11 protein-coding genes and 1 riboswitch are annotated in these 15,032 nt (G+C 54.7%); of the genes, 1 reads left to right on the plus strand and 10 read right to left on the minus strand.

What is annotated here, in order from left to right; genetic code table 11:
- Positions 1 to 17: 17 nt before the first annotated feature.
- Genes thiD through AC8GE9_RS13195 form a run of 4 tightly spaced genes read right to left on the minus strand, consistent with a single transcriptional unit; the run spans position 18 to position 4,585 of the window.
- Positions 18 to 869, minus strand: a complete 852-nt coding sequence (gene thiD / locus AC8GE9_RS13180; RefSeq protein WP_506677596.1) for a bifunctional hydroxymethylpyrimidine kinase/phosphomethylpyrimidine kinase — start codon at positions 867 to 869, stop codon at positions 18 to 20.
- On the minus strand, positions 866 to 1,678 hold the full coding sequence (locus AC8GE9_RS13185; protein ID WP_506677597.1) for a thiazole synthase: 813 nt from the start codon (positions 1,676 to 1,678) through the stop codon (positions 866 to 868). The genes thiD and AC8GE9_RS13185 overlap by 4 nt, the downstream gene beginning before the upstream one ends.
- Before the next feature lie 29 nt (positions 1,679 to 1,707).
- Positions 1,708 to 2,592 (minus strand): ABC transporter substrate-binding protein, encoded by an 885-nt coding sequence (locus tag AC8GE9_RS13190; protein WP_506677598.1) that lies wholly within the window; start codon positions 2,590 to 2,592, stop codon positions 1,708 to 1,710.
- A 19-nt stretch (positions 2,593 to 2,611) separates the two neighbouring features.
- On the minus strand, positions 2,612 to 4,585 hold the full coding sequence (locus AC8GE9_RS13195) for a TonB-dependent receptor domain-containing protein (RefSeq protein WP_506677599.1): 1,974 nt from the start codon (positions 4,583 to 4,585) through the stop codon (positions 2,612 to 2,614).
- A 65-nt stretch (positions 4,586 to 4,650) separates the two neighbouring features.
- A riboswitch (cobalamin riboswitch) is annotated at positions 4,651 to 4,838 on the minus strand.
- Positions 4,839 to 4,909: 71 nt separating this feature from the next.
- Here AC8GE9_RS13195 and metH point away from each other — a divergent pair.
- Complete coding sequence (gene metH / locus AC8GE9_RS13200; protein WP_506677600.1) at positions 4,910 to 8,683, plus strand: methionine synthase; 3,774 nt, start codon at positions 4,910 to 4,912, stop codon at positions 8,681 to 8,683.
- A gap of 42 nt (positions 8,684 to 8,725) precedes the next feature.
- Here the strand turns inward: metH and AC8GE9_RS13205 are convergent, their stop codons facing one another.
- The 6 genes from AC8GE9_RS13205 to rplU all read right to left on the minus strand — a co-directional run bounded on the left by AC8GE9_RS13205 (position 8,726) and on the right by rplU (position 14,951).
- A complete protein-coding gene (locus AC8GE9_RS13205) occupies positions 8,726 to 9,820 on the minus strand; it encodes an acyltransferase family protein (RefSeq protein ID WP_506677601.1) in 1,095 nt (364 codons plus the stop codon).
- 18 nt (positions 9,821 to 9,838) lie between these two features.
- Complete coding sequence (gene thiC, locus AC8GE9_RS13210; RefSeq protein ID WP_506677602.1) at positions 9,839 to 11,752, minus strand: phosphomethylpyrimidine synthase ThiC; 1,914 nt, start codon at positions 11,750 to 11,752, stop codon at positions 9,839 to 9,841.
- A 194-nt stretch (positions 11,753 to 11,946) separates the two neighbouring features.
- Positions 11,947 to 13,083, minus strand: a complete 1,137-nt coding sequence (proB, locus tag AC8GE9_RS13215; protein ID WP_506677603.1) for a glutamate 5-kinase — start codon at positions 13,081 to 13,083, stop codon at positions 11,947 to 11,949.
- A gap of 58 nt (positions 13,084 to 13,141) precedes the next feature.
- On the minus strand, positions 13,142 to 14,260 hold the full coding sequence (obgE, locus tag AC8GE9_RS13220) for a GTPase ObgE (RefSeq protein WP_506677604.1): 1,119 nt from the start codon (positions 14,258 to 14,260) through the stop codon (positions 13,142 to 13,144).
- 69 nt (positions 14,261 to 14,329) lie between these two features.
- The gene (rpmA, locus tag AC8GE9_RS13225) at positions 14,330 to 14,590 is read right to left on the minus strand and encodes a 50S ribosomal protein L27 (protein ID WP_506677605.1); all 261 of its coding nucleotides are present in this window, start codon (positions 14,588 to 14,590) and stop codon (positions 14,330 to 14,332) included.
- A gap of 49 nt (positions 14,591 to 14,639) precedes the next feature.
- Positions 14,640 to 14,951 (minus strand): 50S ribosomal protein L21, encoded by a 312-nt coding sequence (rplU, locus tag AC8GE9_RS13230; RefSeq protein ID WP_506677606.1) that lies wholly within the window; start codon positions 14,949 to 14,951, stop codon positions 14,640 to 14,642.
- Positions 14,952 to 15,032: the final 81 nt, after the last annotated feature.

Consider the following 15,032-nt stretch of genomic DNA (forward strand, 5'->3'; position numbering starts at 1 on the left):
CACATGGCGGAAAACCCTTATTGTAAGGGTTTTCCTGACCAGAGTTGGTGAAAGTGGTGAACAGGGCCATGCCCTTGACCTACACGCAGGTCCTCGGCATGCAAAATCGCCTGAACCAAGTAGTCTTTTGCTTTCTGAGTGGCTTCGGGTACGGACTGCGTTTGTGGTAAGAGGGCCGTGATCGCAGAGGAGAGGGTGCAGCCTGTGCCGTGCGTGTTGCGCGTCGGGATGCGATGACCGGGCAACTCGATCATCTGATCACCATCGTGCAGGATGTCGATGGTGTCATTCCCAGGGAGATGACCGCCCTTGACGAGCACCCAACGGTGTCCAGAGTGCGTCATCAGGTTGCGCAGACGTTCGGCAACGCGACGCATTTCTCGTACGGTCTCGACACTGCGCATTTCTAGTAAAACGCCCGCTTCAGGCAGATTTGGTGTCAGGATGGTGGCAAGGGGTAGCAACTGCTCTCTCAGCGCGCCGACGGCTTTTTGTTCGAGTAGCAGGTCGCCGCTCTTGGCCACCATGACGGGATCCAAGACGATGTGTTCGGGCTTGAAGTGTCCTAGCCGATCGGCCACCACCTCAATGACGCCTGTTTGACCGAGCATACCGATCTTTGCGGCATGGATCGTGACATCCGCAAACAGCGTATCGAGCTGTGCCCGAACAAATTGGGGATTGACCGGCGAAATATCCGTCACCGCCTGCGTGTTTTGAGCTGTCAGGGCGGCGACCACCGCGCAAGCGTAGGCACCTAGCGCGCTCATCGCTTTGACATCCGCCAAAATGCCCGCACCACCGGAGGGGTCCATGCCTGCAATCGTTAGCGTATTGGGAATCTGACGTGTCGATTCGTGGGCGCTCATGTGCTGCTCTTGGGGGTAATCAACCCTGTGGTGGGCGAGCTCGGCGCGGCCTGGTATGTTTTGCGGGGGACGCGTCCGGCGAGGAAGGCTTCGCGACCGGCTTGGACTCCTTTTTTCATGGCGCTGGCCATCAAGACGGGTTGCTGCGCACCTGCGATGGCAGTATTCATGAGTACACCATCGCAGCCAAGCTCCATGGCAATCGTTGCATCGGAGGCGGTGCCGACCCCAGCGTCAACAAGGACCGGCACGCGCGCTTGGTCAATAATGAGACGCAAGTTCCAGGGGTTGAGAATGCCCATGCCGGAGCCAATCAGTGAGGCGAGAGGCATGACAGCGACACAGCCAATATCCTCAAGCATGCGGCATTGCACAGGATCGTCGGTGCAATACACCATCACGTCAAAACCCTCGGCGACGAGAGTTTTCGCTGCGGCGAGTGTCTCGGGCATATTTGGAAACAAGGTATGTGGATCGCCGAGGACTTCGAGTTTAACGAGTCGGTGTCCATCGAGCAGTTCGCGTGCGAGTCGCAGGGTGCGGACGGCGTCTTCGGCGCTATAACAACCCGCCGTATTGGGTAGCAAGGTGAATTGGTGGGGCGGTAAATACTCGAGCAGGCTAGGCTCGTTGGCGTGCTGACCGATATTGGTACGGCGGATCGCGACCGTAATGATTTCGGCACCGCTGGCGTCGATCGCCAAGCGCGTTTGTTCGAAATCCTGATATTTACCGGTACCGACGAGGAGTCGAGATTGGTAGGCCTTGCCTGCGATGACCAAACTGTCGGTAGGGTGGGAGTTCTTCATAAGCTTTCTCGGTTTTAGGGCGTCACCCGTTATTTTCGGGCTTGTTGAATCATGCTGCAAATCGCTTGCGCAGCCTCGATAAGTCTTGGGCCGGGACGATAGAGTACATCCGAATCCATCACGTAGCTTTGGCCAGCCTGTACGGCAGGTAAATTCAGGCGTGACCAGTACTTTTGTGTCGCGGGATCCAAGGCGGGTTGTGCTGACGCCCCGACTCTGCCGAGCAAAATGAGCTCTGGGCGCTGTGCCAGCACGCTTTCAGCGCTAATTTTAGGCGCGATCGCCGTCGCTGAACCAAATATATTGAGGCCACCGCAGGCTTCGATGACTTGCGACAATAAATGCGTGCGATTGAGGGTGTATTCGGGCGTTTCTCCGACTTGTAAAAAGACGCGCACAGGCGAAGTAGGGCGCGGTGCTTGTTCTAAAGCGCCAAGCAGGGTTCGGAGCTCAGCTGCGCGATTTCGAGCAATTTCCTCCGTATCTAAAAGAGCGCCTAATTTTTCAATGGTATCGGGTACATCGTTGAGCGTCTTGGGGGCGCTTAAAAATGAGGGGATACGCAGGCTATGGAGGGTTGAAAATTGCGAGGCTTGCCAGCCAATCAGTAAGTCTGGCCGGAGGCGTAAAAGCTGCTCTGGCTCGGGCTGTAAGCCTGCGCCGATCCGTGGCAAGGTGCGGGCTGCCTTTGGGAAGTCGCTGGCATCGACGGTGGCGGCGATGTACGTGCCACCGCCTGCTGCAAAAACAAGCTCGGTCGCGTGGGGTGAAAGCGTGATGACGCGACGGGCAGGTGCGGAAAGTTGCACACGCGCGCCGCGATCATCTGTGACGCTGATTTGAGCAAAGGCGTGTGGGAGGACGGACAGACAGGCCATCAAACCCACAAGCACGTTGAAGGTGTTTTTCAACACGTCATATTGCCTCTAAACACTACATTTTCATCGCCAAGTTTACAAACACGTTTGAGCCTGGCGTCGCGTAGCCCTGGACGAGGGTGTATTGCTTGGCGAAGACGTTGTTCCAGCGCACCTGGACCTCTGTGTTTTCTGTGAGCGGGTAACTGCCCACGATATTCATCAGGCTGTAGCCACCCAGCGTATCACTCGTGAGCGCGTCTTGACGCTGACTGGTGACGAAAAACTCACCACTCAGCCGAGCGCGCCCCAAGCTTTGGTCTACGGCCATTTTAAACACGCGTTGTGCGCGTTGCGGTAACAGCTCCCCCGTCGTGGCATTGCGTGGGTTGGACCAATCGAAGCTACCTTTCACCAGAGTATTGCGACCGATCTTTTGTGAGCCGGTCAGTGTGATGCCCGTGATTAACGCCTGATCAATGTTCATCGGTGTGTAGGCCGAAAATACATTACCCGGAATCGTGGGTTCGTTCAAAATGAGATTATCGATGTTGTTGCGATAAAGTGTGAGACCAAGTTGGGTGTTGTCGGTGGTGTACTTGAGTCCTGCTTCAATGTTTTGCGAGCGTTCAGGTATTAGGGTTGGATTCCCTAAAAAGGAGGGCGTGACGGGCCAATAAAGCTCATTGAAGTTTGGGGCCCTAAAGCCTGTGTTGGCGCCGATGCTCGCCTTCCAGCGTGGCGTCAGCGCAAGACCATAGCTCAGGCTGCCCGTGGTGACGTTTCCGAACTGTGAGCTGTCATCGTTGCGCACGCTCGCTTGCACGGACTGAGGGCCCCAGGTGCCGCGATAAATCGCCAAAAGCGAGTTGGTAAAGCGCGAGGTTTGCTGATAGTTGACGACGCCAGGTGAAATGTTATCGACTAGCGAGCCATCGACCTGTTGGTCGAGTCTTTCGAAGGCCAGGCTGACGATTTGCGTCGGCGAAAAGGTCAAGTCGTTTTGCCAAACATACTGACTTTGATTGGTTTTGAAAAACTGTTTACCGTCCGGCGTGTTGTAGAAATTTTGCGAGGCGTCGACGTTGACGGTTTTGTAGGTATCGGTACTTAAGCTGGCTCTAAGCGTACTGGTCCAAAACGAGGAAATCACATTTCGACTTGTCAGGATGTTGTTGCTGAGTGTCTGAATCCCGCGGTCTCCAAAGAAAGGCGCGCCCATATCGTAGCTGCCATTGACTTTGGACTGATAGGTCTGAAAGCTTAAGGTTTGTCCGGGTTTCCAGGTGTAACCGAGTGAGCCACCCAGATTGCTGCGGTAGTACGAATCACTGTCTGGATTTTGATAATAATTGGATGCGGTGGTGGCATTGAAGCCGCCGCTCTGACCATAGCCACCAAACAAACTGTAGCTCCAACCGTCTTTGGCGCCGGAAAATCCCGCATCGTATTGGGTCGAAGCATAGGTGCCAATACCGGCATTGGCATGGGCCGAAAAGGGTCGGTCGGTTTCGCTGCGCGTAATGATGTTGACCACGCCACCGATCGCGTCCGCACCATACAAGCTGCTGCTAGTGCCCCGCACGATTTCGATACGCTCAATACTGTTGAGCGGAATCGCATTGAGCGGAGGTAGCCCGTTGGTGGCGTTATTGACGCGCACGCCATCAATCAATATGAGCGATTGGTTACTGTTGGTACCGCGAATATTGATCGTGCTGACGGTTTGCGGGCCGCCTAAGTTGACACTTTCGATGCTGTGCGCACGCGAGAGCGCCTCCGAGAGCGTGCCGTTGGGAAGCGTTTCGAGCGTTTCCCGGGAAATCACACTGTTGTCGCCCAGGGTTTGCGAGAGAGGTTCAGGTGCGCGTGTCGGGGTCACGACGATGGTGGCAAGCTTGGGGACTGGGGTTGGGTCCATGGGCGTAGGCTGAGCCAGCGCGTCCGGGGTGGTGAGTGCAGTCAGCCCGATTCCTAGGCTTAAAGCCGTAGAGATCGCAAGGGCAATAGTTGAGCGACCGGGGGTGGCCCGGTTGGGAGAATGATGCATGATAAACCTCGTAGTGATGTGCGTCCCCGCACATCCTGAACGTTCAAAAGATAGGGTGTTCAACACCTTTTCCACTCAAACTGGCCGGTATCGGGCTGGCGTCAGGCGGGCTTCATTGTTGAAGGACCGGACGTTGACCGTTGCGGGGGCAGCACAGGCACGAGGATCCGTTTGGATCGTTCTCCCTGTTTCCCGTTTAACTTTCCCAATGCGCGATATTGCTTGTGGCAAGACCGTTTTCGCACCGAAAGCACCAATTCTGATATCACTGTATCACAGCCACCCTTTTGTTAAACTAACAGGCTATCTCACTGCGTAACAATCATGACCTATCCAAGCTTGCCTTACCCCATCGAGCGTTACACCCGCGGCGCGGCATTTGCTCGTTTATTAGCCGAGCGCATTTTGATTCTCGATGGCGCGATGGGTACGATGATTCAGACCTACAAATTGTCCGAGGCAGACTTTCGCGGCAGTCGTTTTGCAGACCATGGCAAAGATGTCAAAGGTAACAACGAATTGTTGTCGCTCGTGCGTCCCGACATTATTCAGTCGATCCACGAACAGTACTTCGAGGCCGGTGCCGACGTGGTGGAGACCAACACATTTGGTGCTACCTCAATTGCGCAGGGTGATTACGACTTGCCCGAGCTTGCCTACGAGCTGAATCTGGATTCGGCACGTTTAGCGCGTGCGGCCTGCGACAAGTTCAGCACGCCTGAGCGTCCGCGTTTTGTTGCGGGTGCGTTGGGACCGCAACCCAAGACGGCCTCCATTTCTCCTGATGTCAATGATCCGGGCGCACGAAATGTGACGTTTGACGAGTTACGTATCGCGTACATCGAGCAGCTCAATGGCTTGCTCGATGGCGGTGTGGATCTGATTTTGATTGAAACGATTTTTGATACGCTGAACGCCAAGGCGGCGATCTTTGCTGTCGAAGAGGTATTTGAAGCACGCGGTGAACGCTTGCCTGTGATGGTCTCCGGGACCGTGACGGATGCTTCAGGCCGTATCTTGTCTGGCCAAACGGTAGAGGGTTTCTGGAACTCGGTTCGTCATGCCCGTCCAATCACCATCGGTCTGAACTGTGCCTTAGGCGCGGCGCTGATGCGCCCCTATATCGCTGAGTTAGCCAAGATTTGTGACACCTATGTTTGCGTGTATCCGAATGCGGGCTTGCCCAATCCAATGAGCGAGACCGGGTTTGACGAGACGCCTGCGGATACATCAGCTTTATTGGAGGAGTTTGCACGTTCGGGTCTGGTCAACGTTGCAGGTGGCTGTTGCGGCACAACACCTGAGCACATTAAAGCTATTGCGGACAAGGTCAGCAGTCTGCCGATTCGGATCGTGCCCGAGATCCCCGTCAAGACACGCTTGTCTGGACTAGAGGCGCTCAACATTGATGGTGAGACCTTGTTTGTCAACGTGGGTGAACGCACCAACGTGACCGGCAGCAAAATGTTCGCGCGTTTGATTCGCGAAGAAAAATACGACGAAGCGGTTGCCGTTGCACGCCAGCAGGTCGAGAGCGGTGCGCAGATCATCGATATCAACATGGACGAAGCCATGTTGGATTCGGCCGCATGTATGCATCGCTTTTTAAATTTGATCGCGTCCGAGCCCGATATCGCGCGTGTGCCGATCATGATTGATAGTTCGAAGTGGTCCGTCATCGAGACGGGACTCAAATGCGTGCAGGGCAAGTCGATCGTCAACTCGATTTCCCTCAAAGAAGGCGAAGAGCCTTTCCTCAAGCAAGCGCGTTTGTGCCGTCTGTATGGCGCAGCTGCGGTCGTGATGGCTTTTGACGAAAAAGGTCAGGCCGATACGCTAGAACGTCGTCAGGAGATTTGTACGCGTGCCTACAATTTGTTGATCAACGAGGTGGGCTTTCCACCCGAAGATATTATTTTTGATCCAAATGTTTTTGCGATCGCAACAGGGATCGATGAGCACAATCATTACGCGGTCGATTTTATCGAGTCGACCAAGTGGATCCGCGCCTCGCTGCCGCACGCGCGCATCTCAGGCGGCATCTCTAACGTCAGTTTCTCGTTCCGTGGCAATGAAGCCATGCGCGAAGCAATTCATACCGCTTTCTTGTACTACGCTATCCGCGAAGGTTTGACGATGGGTATCGTCAATGCGGGACAGTTAGGTGTGTACGCAGAACTCTCGCCAACGCTGCGTGATCTGGTCGAGGATGTGGTGTTGGATCGTCAACAGCCTGTCGGTCTGATTGAAGCGAATGACACGCGCACGCCGACCGAGCGACTGGTGTCGTTTGCAGATTCCGTCAAAGGCAGTGGTGCCAAGCGCGAAGAGGACCTCACCTGGCGTGAGCAGACTGTTGAAAAACGTCTAGCTCATGCCATGGTGCATGGTATGACGCAGTTCATCATCGAGGACACCGAAGAAATTCGCCAGCAGATCGCTGACCGAGGTGGCCGCCCGATCGAGGTGATCGAAGGTCCCTTGATGGACGGCATGAATATCGTGGGCGATTTGTTTGGCGAAGGCAAGATGTTCTTGCCTCAGGTGGTCAAGTCCGCGCGCGTGATGAAACAGGCGGTCGGCCATCTCGTGCCCTTTATCGAAGAGGAAAAAAAGCATATCGCCGCGGCAGGTGGAGATGTGCGCGCCAAGGGTAAGATTCTGATCGCAACCGTCAAAGGCGATGTGCACGACATTGGTAAAAACATCGTCACCGTGGTGCTTCAATGTAATAACTTCGAAGTCATCAATATGGGTGTGATGGTGCCTGCGGCCGAGATCCTCAATCGCGCTAAGGCCGAACAGGTTGATATCATCGGGTTGTCGGGTCTGATCACGCCAAGTCTCGAAGAGATGGCCTATGTTGCCAGCGAAATGCAGCGCGACGAGTACTTCCGTAGCCGCAAGATGCCACTGATGATTGGTGGTGCAACCACAAGTCGCGTGCACACGGCTGTCAAGATCGCACCGCATTACGAGGGCCCGGTGATTTATGTGCCAGATGCCAGCCGTTCTGTTGGCGTGGCACAGAATTTGGTGTCAGAAACTGCCAATAATTACTTGCAAGAACTTGCCGTCGAGTACGAGGACGTCCGTCGTCGCCATGCCAATCGTCAGATCGCACCGTTGATGTCGATGCTGGATGCGCGCGCGGCTAAGCCAAAGCTTGACTGGTCGGCGTATCAGCCACCGCGTCCGAAGTTTATCGGTCGACGTACGTTTAAAAACTTTGATCTCTCTGAGCTCGCTCGTTTTATTGACTGGACCCCGTTCTTTCAGACCTGGAGTTTGTTTGGTCAGTATCCCGCGATCCTCGATGACAAGATCGTAGGTGAGCAGGCGCGCAAGGTCCATATCGACGGCTTGGCGATGATCAAACGCATCATCGATGGTCGTTGGCTGACGGCCAATGGCGTAGTGTCTTTTTATCCTGCCAACACGGTCAATGATGATGACATCGAAATCTATCAAGACGAGACACGTGAAAAAGTGCTTTTTACTTGGCGCGGATTACGTCAGCAAGGCATCAAGCGCGAGGGTGTTGAAAATAAATGCCTGGCGGACTTTATCGCACCGAAGTCTTCGGGTGTGATGGACTATATCGGCCTGTTTGCAGTGACGGCAGGGATTGGGGTCGATAAGAAAGAAAAAGAATTTGAAAAAGACAATGACGACTACTCTTCCATCATGTTTAAGTCTTTGGCAGATCGGATGGCCGAGGCCTTTGCCGAGGCTTTGCACGCGCGTGTTCGGACGGATCTATGGGGTTATGTGCCTGACGAGTCCTTAACGAATGAACAAATGATTAAGGAGGCCTATGTCGGGATTCGACCTGCACCGGGCTACCCGGCATGCCCTGAGCATGTGGTCAAGCGCGAGATGTTTGAGGTTCTGGATGGTGCAGATATCGGGATGATGCTGACGGAGAGTTACGCCATGCATCCCGCGGCGAGCGTCTCGGGCTTTTACTTTAGTCATCCGCAGTCACAATACTTTAGCGTGGGTCCGATTGGCGAGGACCAAGTCGAGGACTACGTTAAGCGTTCAGGTCGGACCGCGGTGGATGTTAAACGGACCTTGGCACCGAACCTTGGCTAGAAGAGTGGGGCGGTGCAGTGCAAGAGCACTGCAGCCATCTACTTAGCGAGCGTAGGATTCAAGCGCCATTGTGGCCAATACGCCCGTGACGAGTATTGCAGTGGTGAGGTTCATGCCGAGTACGTTAGGTCGGGACTCTACGAAACGATAGAGAACCGCACCGCCGGCAATGGATGCGGCCACGGCGACCACGATACCAAGCGCATTGATCAGGATGCCGCTCGGAAACCATACGCTCCAAACCGCATTGACGCCGATGATCAACCCATAGTGAATTAAAAAGATCGAATAGGAGCGTTCACCTAGCCAATGCAAACTGGCTGAGCGTGGCCATTGCTCCAACCAGCCGCGCGCACTGGCAATGCTCAGTATGAGTGCGCTGACCGTTGCAGTCACGACAGATTTACGAAACTCGATACCGAGTGCGATCAGACCCAGCAAGGCAAGGAGGACCAAAAACCAACCTTTGGCAGGCGTGCGCGCCGCCCAGTACGCCAGCATGCCGAGCCCGTAATACCCAAAGAAGTAAGGGGCTGCGATCTCATAGCGTGCGTGCAGACTCAGGTGCCACAATGACCACGCTGAGAGGGCTACGACCACGACAGGGAACAGGCTGTGCCATCGCGCGGGCATCCTATGAATGAGCGCAATCAGCACCGTGGTGAGGGCAAACAACTGGAAGTCCACCGCTACGTACCAAACCCCGGCAGAAAGCGCTTCTAGACCGATAAGATCATAGATTAAAAAGAGGTGTGCGAGGAGTTGGCCGACAGTGGGCGCCTCTGAAAGCGAAGCGTGTTGAAACCACGGACGGACAAAGGCTGTGATGAGCGCTGCGAGCGTGACAGCAAAGAGAAAGGGCGTGATGAGGCGCTTGTAGCGTTTCCAGACCAACGGACCTGGATGAATGGGTGTCGTGAGCCCGTTAGGCGAAAATTGTGAGGCAACAAAATAGCCCGCCACCACAAAAAAGAGTTGCACGGCTAAGCGACCGTAGACAACGAGCGCATCGATCAGCTGTGGATAAGCGGCACCAATGACTTCAGACATTGGGCCGTACACCGCTAAATGATGCACCACAATGACAAGACAGGCGATCCCCTTTGCTGCATCAATTAAGGGGAGCCTGCGCGTCATGGTTGGTGGATCTCCAGATCAGGTTTTGTGATAAATCTCAGAACCTTTTTTCACAAACTCGACCGCTTTTTCTTGCATGCCGACTTTGAGGGCTGCATCGTTTTCCACGCCCAGTTTTTTGGCATAGTCACGTACATCTTGCGTGATTTTCATGCTGCAGAAATGCGGACCGCACATCGAACAGAAGTGCGCCACTTTCATCGAGTCCTTGGGTAAGGTCTCGTCGTGGAAGTCTTTGGCGGTGTCAGGATCCAGACCCAAATTGAACTGATCTTCCCAGCGGAACTCGAAGCGTGCCTTGGACAGAGCGTTGTCACGAATCGCGGCGCCCGGATGACCCTTGGCCAAGTCGGCCGCATGCGCAGCGATTTTGTAGGTGATGATGCCATCTTTGACGTCTTTTTTGTTGGGCAGACCTAAGTGTTCTTTTGGCGTCACATAGCAGAGCATGGCGGTACCGTACCAGCCGATCAACGCTGCGCCAATGCCAGAGGTGATGTGGTCGTAGCCTGGCGCAATATCTGTGGTCAGTGGTCCGAGCGTATAGAAAGGCGCTTCGTCACAATGCTTGAGTTGCATCTCCATGTTTTCTTTGATGAGCTGCATCGGCACGTGTCCGGGACCTTCGATCATGACTTGAACGTCATGCTTCCACGCCACCTTGGTGAGTTCGCCCAGCGTTTTGAGTTCGGCAAATTGTGCTTCGTCGTTGGCATCAAAGCCTGAGCCTGGGCGCAGGCCATCTCCCAGAGAGAAGCTGACATCATAGGCCTTCATGATTTCGCAAATTTCTTCGAAACGCTCGTACAGGAAACTTTCCTTGTGGTGTGCGAGACACCACTTGGCCATGATCGAGCCGCCTCGCGAGACGATGCCGGTCATACGGTCGGCGGTCATGGGAATAAAGGGCAGACGCACACCTGCATGGATGGTGAAGTAATCCACGCCTTGTTCAGCTTGCTCAATCAGTGTGTCTCGGAAAATCTCCCAAGTGAGGTCTTCAGCTTTGCCGTCGACTTTTTCCAAGGCCTGATAGATAGGCACGGTGCCGATTGGCACGGGAGAGTTACGCACGATCCACTCACGTGTTTCGTGAATGTGTTTACCTGTGGACAAATCCATCACGGTGTCGCCACCCCAACGGATCGACCAGGTCATTTTTTCGACTTCTTCGGCGATGCCGGAGCTGACTGCGGAGTTGCCGATGTTGGCGTTTATTTTCACCAGGAAGTTGCGACCGATCGCCATCGGTTCGACTTCGGGGTGATTGATGTTGGCGGGGATGATGGCGCGACCACGTGCGATTTCGTCGCGCACAAACTCGGGTGTGATCAGATGGGGGATCGAGGCGCCAAAAGACTCACCTGCATGTTGGCGCAACATCCGCTTGGCCATTTTTTCGCCTTCGGGACCCGTGGCGCGCAGACTTTCGATGTATTGCTCGCGACGGAGATTTTCGCGAATCGCGACAAATTCCATCTCAGGGGTAATGATCCCGCGTCGTGCGTAGTGCATTTGTGACACGTTGGCGCCCGCTTTAGCGCGACGCGGATGGCGCTGCAGATCAAAGCGCATTGCGGTCAATTTTGGATCGGCCAAGCGCTCCTGTCCATAGGTGCTGCTTGGACCGCTCAACAATTCAGTGTCGCCGCGCTCTTCGATCCAGGCGCGACGCAGCTCTGGCAAACCGCGACGAATATCGATGTTGACTGACGGGTCTGAGTAGGGGCCGCTGGTGTCGTAAACGGTCAGAGGAGGATTTTTTTCTCCACCGAAAGAAGTGCCAGTATCTTCTTGCTCGATTTCGCGAAACGGGACACGGATATCGGGACGTGACCCAATTTCATAGACTTTGCGTGATTTTGGCAGGGGGGCGACCGCGGCTGCGTCAACTTCGGCGGTCGCAGCTAGAAACTTAGGAATGGCATTCATAAAAAAGCTCCAAAAATCGATTGGAGCCGAATCGGGATAGATCCCGGGTTCCTCCGGGATGCGCTCCCAGCATCGGCATTATCCGTACTGGTACGAAGGGACTCTCTCAACCTGGCACATGCCAAGTACCCCCGCATTTAAGTACAAAGTATAGGGCAGGATGGTCTGGTTTGGCAGCGATGCCCGCATCAATCTCAAAGAATGATGAGGTTATCCCTGTGGACTAACTCTTCTGCAGTCATCGCGCCCAGAATATCGGCGATTTTGCTTGAGGGTTGACCCATAATGCGTCGCGTATCGGATGAAGAGTAGTTGATCAGTCCGCGCGCACACTCTTTGCCTGCGAGATCGAGGCAGGCCACCACATCACCAGGCTCAAAGTCGCCTTCGATGCTGCGAACACCCACAGGCAGCAAACTCTTGCCTTCGACTAAGAGCGCTTGCAGCGCACCCGCATCGAGTAAGAGCTTGCCGGGTAAGCGAAGATGGTCGGCCATCCATTGTTTACGCGCCGATAGGACAGGCAGTTCGGCGCGGAGCTCTGTGCCAATGCAATCGCCCGCCGCCAGGCGAACCATGACGTTATCTTCGCGGCCTGAGGCGATGACGGTATGCGCGCCACTGCGGGCTGCGCGTTTGGCAGCCAGAATTTTTGTCAACATGCCGCCTTTGCCGATGCCGCTGCCTGTGCCACCGGCCATGGTTTCGAGGCTGAGGTCGCCGGCTTTGGCGTGAGAGACAAAACGTGCTTCGGGATTTTTGCGGGGATCCGACTCGTAGAGTCCGCGTTGATCTGTCAGGATGATCAATGCGTCGGCTTCGATCAGATTGGTCACGAGCGCGCCGAGGGTGTCGTTGTCGCCAACCGCGATCTCGTCAGTGGCGACAGTATCGTTTTCGTTGACGATAGGCACAACCCCAAGGCGTAACAGCGCAAAGAGTGTGGAGCGTGCGTTCAGATAGCGTTGACGATCCACGAGATCTTCATGGGTCAGGAGAATTTGGGCGGTACGTAGTTTGTGCTTGGAAAACTCGACTTCGTAGGCTTGGATGAGTCCCATTTGGCCGACTGCTGCAGCGGCTTGCAGGTCGTGCATGGAGGTTGGACGCTGGGCCCATCCTAGACGCGCCATCCCCTCAGCAATCGCTCCGCTTGAGACCAGCACCACTTCTTTACCTTGGTTGCGCAAGGCAGCGATTTGACTCGCCCAGTGTGCGACGGCTTGCCTGTCTAGCCCCTGACCATCGTTGGTCACAAGGGAGGAGCCAACCTTCGCGACAATGCGCGAGGCGGAGGCAATCACGGAGCTAGGCAATGCAGTGCTGTTCATGGGCGTTAAACAAAGCAAGGTCTGTGGAGGAGGGCTGGTGCGTGGCGATAGTTTTTAATTATGGCGCAGGCTTGTCGGCAGCGCTACGCGTCTCGTCAAAACGAGGGTCTTCGGCGACGTAGGTGCCATCCGCCTTATCTTCGGCAATGTTGTCGATTTGGCGATACGCATCAATCGCGTTTTGCAGATCCCAGATCAATTGTTGTGTACCGTCACCAGAAAGAGCAGAAATCGCATATACAGGGCCTGTCCAGCCATATTCTTTGCAGAAGCGTTTTTTAACTTCCTCGGGGTTGGGGACGACATCAAGCTTGTTAAGGACGAGCCAGCGCGGTTTGTTGTAGAGCGCCTCGTCATACAGGCGGAGCTCTTCGACGATGGCGCGGGCTTCGCCTAGCGCGCGTGCGACAGAGTCCTCGTCCGGATCTTGTGAGGAAACGTCAACGATATGCAACAAAATGCGGGTGCGTGTCAGGTGACGCAAAAACAAGTGTCCCAAGCCGGCACCTTCGGAGGCGCCTTCAATCAAACCTGGAATATCTGCGACAACAAAGCTGCGTGACTCGGAGGTCCGCACCACACCCAAGTTGGGGTGCAACGTGGTAAAGGGGTAATCGGCGATTTTTGGACGCGCATTGGAAATACGGCTAATCAGGGTGGATTTGCCCGCATTGGGCATGCCTAGTAGACCGACGTCAGCCAAGACCTTGAGCTCCATGCGCAGTTTGCGTTGCTCGCCTTCTTTGCCAGGGGTCCATTGCTTGGGCGCACGATTGACGCTGGACTTGAAGTGCACATTGCCCAAGCCGCCTTCGCCACCCGCAACCAAGATAACCTGTTGGTCATGGCGGTTCATATCGAATAATTCTTCGCCGGTGTCGGCATCGTAAATGATGGTACCGACAGGGACGCGCAGCGTGATGTTGGGCGCTGCGGCACCATACATGTCTGCACCGCGGCCATGCTCACCGTTTTTCGCCAAATGTTTGCGTGCGTAGCGGTAGTCGATCAGCGTATTGATGTTGCGATCAGCGACTGCAAAAACGCTACCACCTCGACCGCCATCGCCGCCGTCTGGCCCACCCTTGGGGATGAATTTCTCACGGCGAAAACTATGCGCGCCATTGCCGCCCTTGCCGGCAATGACTTCGATGGTGGCTTCGTCGACGAATTTCATACGTAAATGGTACCGTGAAAATAAAAAACCCTGCCGCTTGCGACAGGGCTTTTTGGAAAAACAGACAAATTACTCAGCCGAAATGATCGAAACTGTCGACTTATTGAGCTTGCCGCGCACTGAGAACTTGACGTGACCGTGGGTCAAAGCGAAGAGCGTATGGTCTTTGCCAATGCCCACGTTTGTACCAGGGTGAAACGTTGTACCGCGCTGACGCACGATGATCGAACCGGCCGGGATCAGTTCGCCGCCGTAGGCTTTAACGCCTAGACGTTTCGATTCTGAGTCGCGACCGTTGCGCGTAGAGCCGCCGCCTTTTTTCTGTGCCATTTTTTACTCCTGGTGCTTTCCGTGATGTTCAGAGGCTGAATCGAAGCAATTAAGCCGCGATTTCGCCAATCAAAATCTCAGTGTAGTTTTGACGGTGGCCTTGACGCTTCTGATAATGCTTGCGACGACGCATCTTGAAGATCTTGACTTTATCGTGGCGTCCTTGCGCAAGAACCGTTGCTTTAACCACTGCGCCTGCCACAAGCGGGGTGCCAATTTTCAATTGGTCGCCTTCGCCTACGGATAACACCTGGTCTAGCGTAATTTCTTGCCCAATGTCTGCCGGTATCTGTTCTATTTTAAGTTTTTCACCAGAAGCAATGCGATACTGCTTGCCTCCAGTTTTTATGACCGCGTACATGGGTTAACCTCTTGTTTTAGTGCAAATGGGATCTCGGCTAAGATGCCGAGCCGGAAATAATAGCGTGTAACCACTTGAAAG

The organism is Zwartia lucis, from assembly GCF_965234455.1.
GTDB classification, from domain to species: domain Bacteria; phylum Pseudomonadota; class Gammaproteobacteria; order Burkholderiales; family Burkholderiaceae_B; genus Zwartia; species Zwartia lucis.

Bases quoted from the DNA above. Each gene is read 5' to 3' on its own strand.
- proB (WP_506677603.1), bottom strand. From the start codon at position 13,083: ATGAACAGCACTGCATTGCCTAGCTCCGTGATTGCCTCCGCCTCGCGC.
- AC8GE9_RS13205 (WP_506677601.1), bottom strand. From the start codon at position 9,820: ATGACGCGCAGGCTCCCCTTAATTGATGCAGCAAAGGGGATCGCCTGT.
- thiC (WP_506677602.1), bottom strand. From the start codon at position 11,752: ATGAATGCCATTCCTAAGTTTCTAGCTGCGACCGCCGAAGTTGACGCA.
- thiD (WP_506677596.1), bottom strand. From the start codon at position 869: ATGAGCGCCCACGAATCGACACGTCAGATTCCCAATACGCTAACGATT.
- obgE (WP_506677604.1), bottom strand. From the start codon at position 14,260: ATGAAATTCGTCGACGAAGCCACCATCGAAGTCATTGCCGGCAAGGGC.
- AC8GE9_RS13195 (WP_506677599.1), bottom strand. From the start codon at position 4,585: ATGCATCATTCTCCCAACCGGGCCACCCCCGGTCGCTCAACTATTGCC.
- metH (WP_506677600.1), top strand. From the start codon at position 4,910: ATGACCTATCCAAGCTTGCCTTACCCCATCGAGCGTTACACCCGCGGC.
- AC8GE9_RS13185 (WP_506677597.1), bottom strand. From the start codon at position 1,678: ATGAAGAACTCCCACCCTACCGACAGTTTGGTCATCGCAGGCAAGGCC.
- rplU (WP_506677606.1), bottom strand. From the start codon at position 14,951: ATGTACGCGGTCATAAAAACTGGAGGCAAGCAGTATCGCATTGCTTCT.
- rpmA (WP_506677605.1), bottom strand. From the start codon at position 14,590: ATGGCACAGAAAAAAGGCGGCGGCTCTACGCGCAACGGTCGCGACTCA.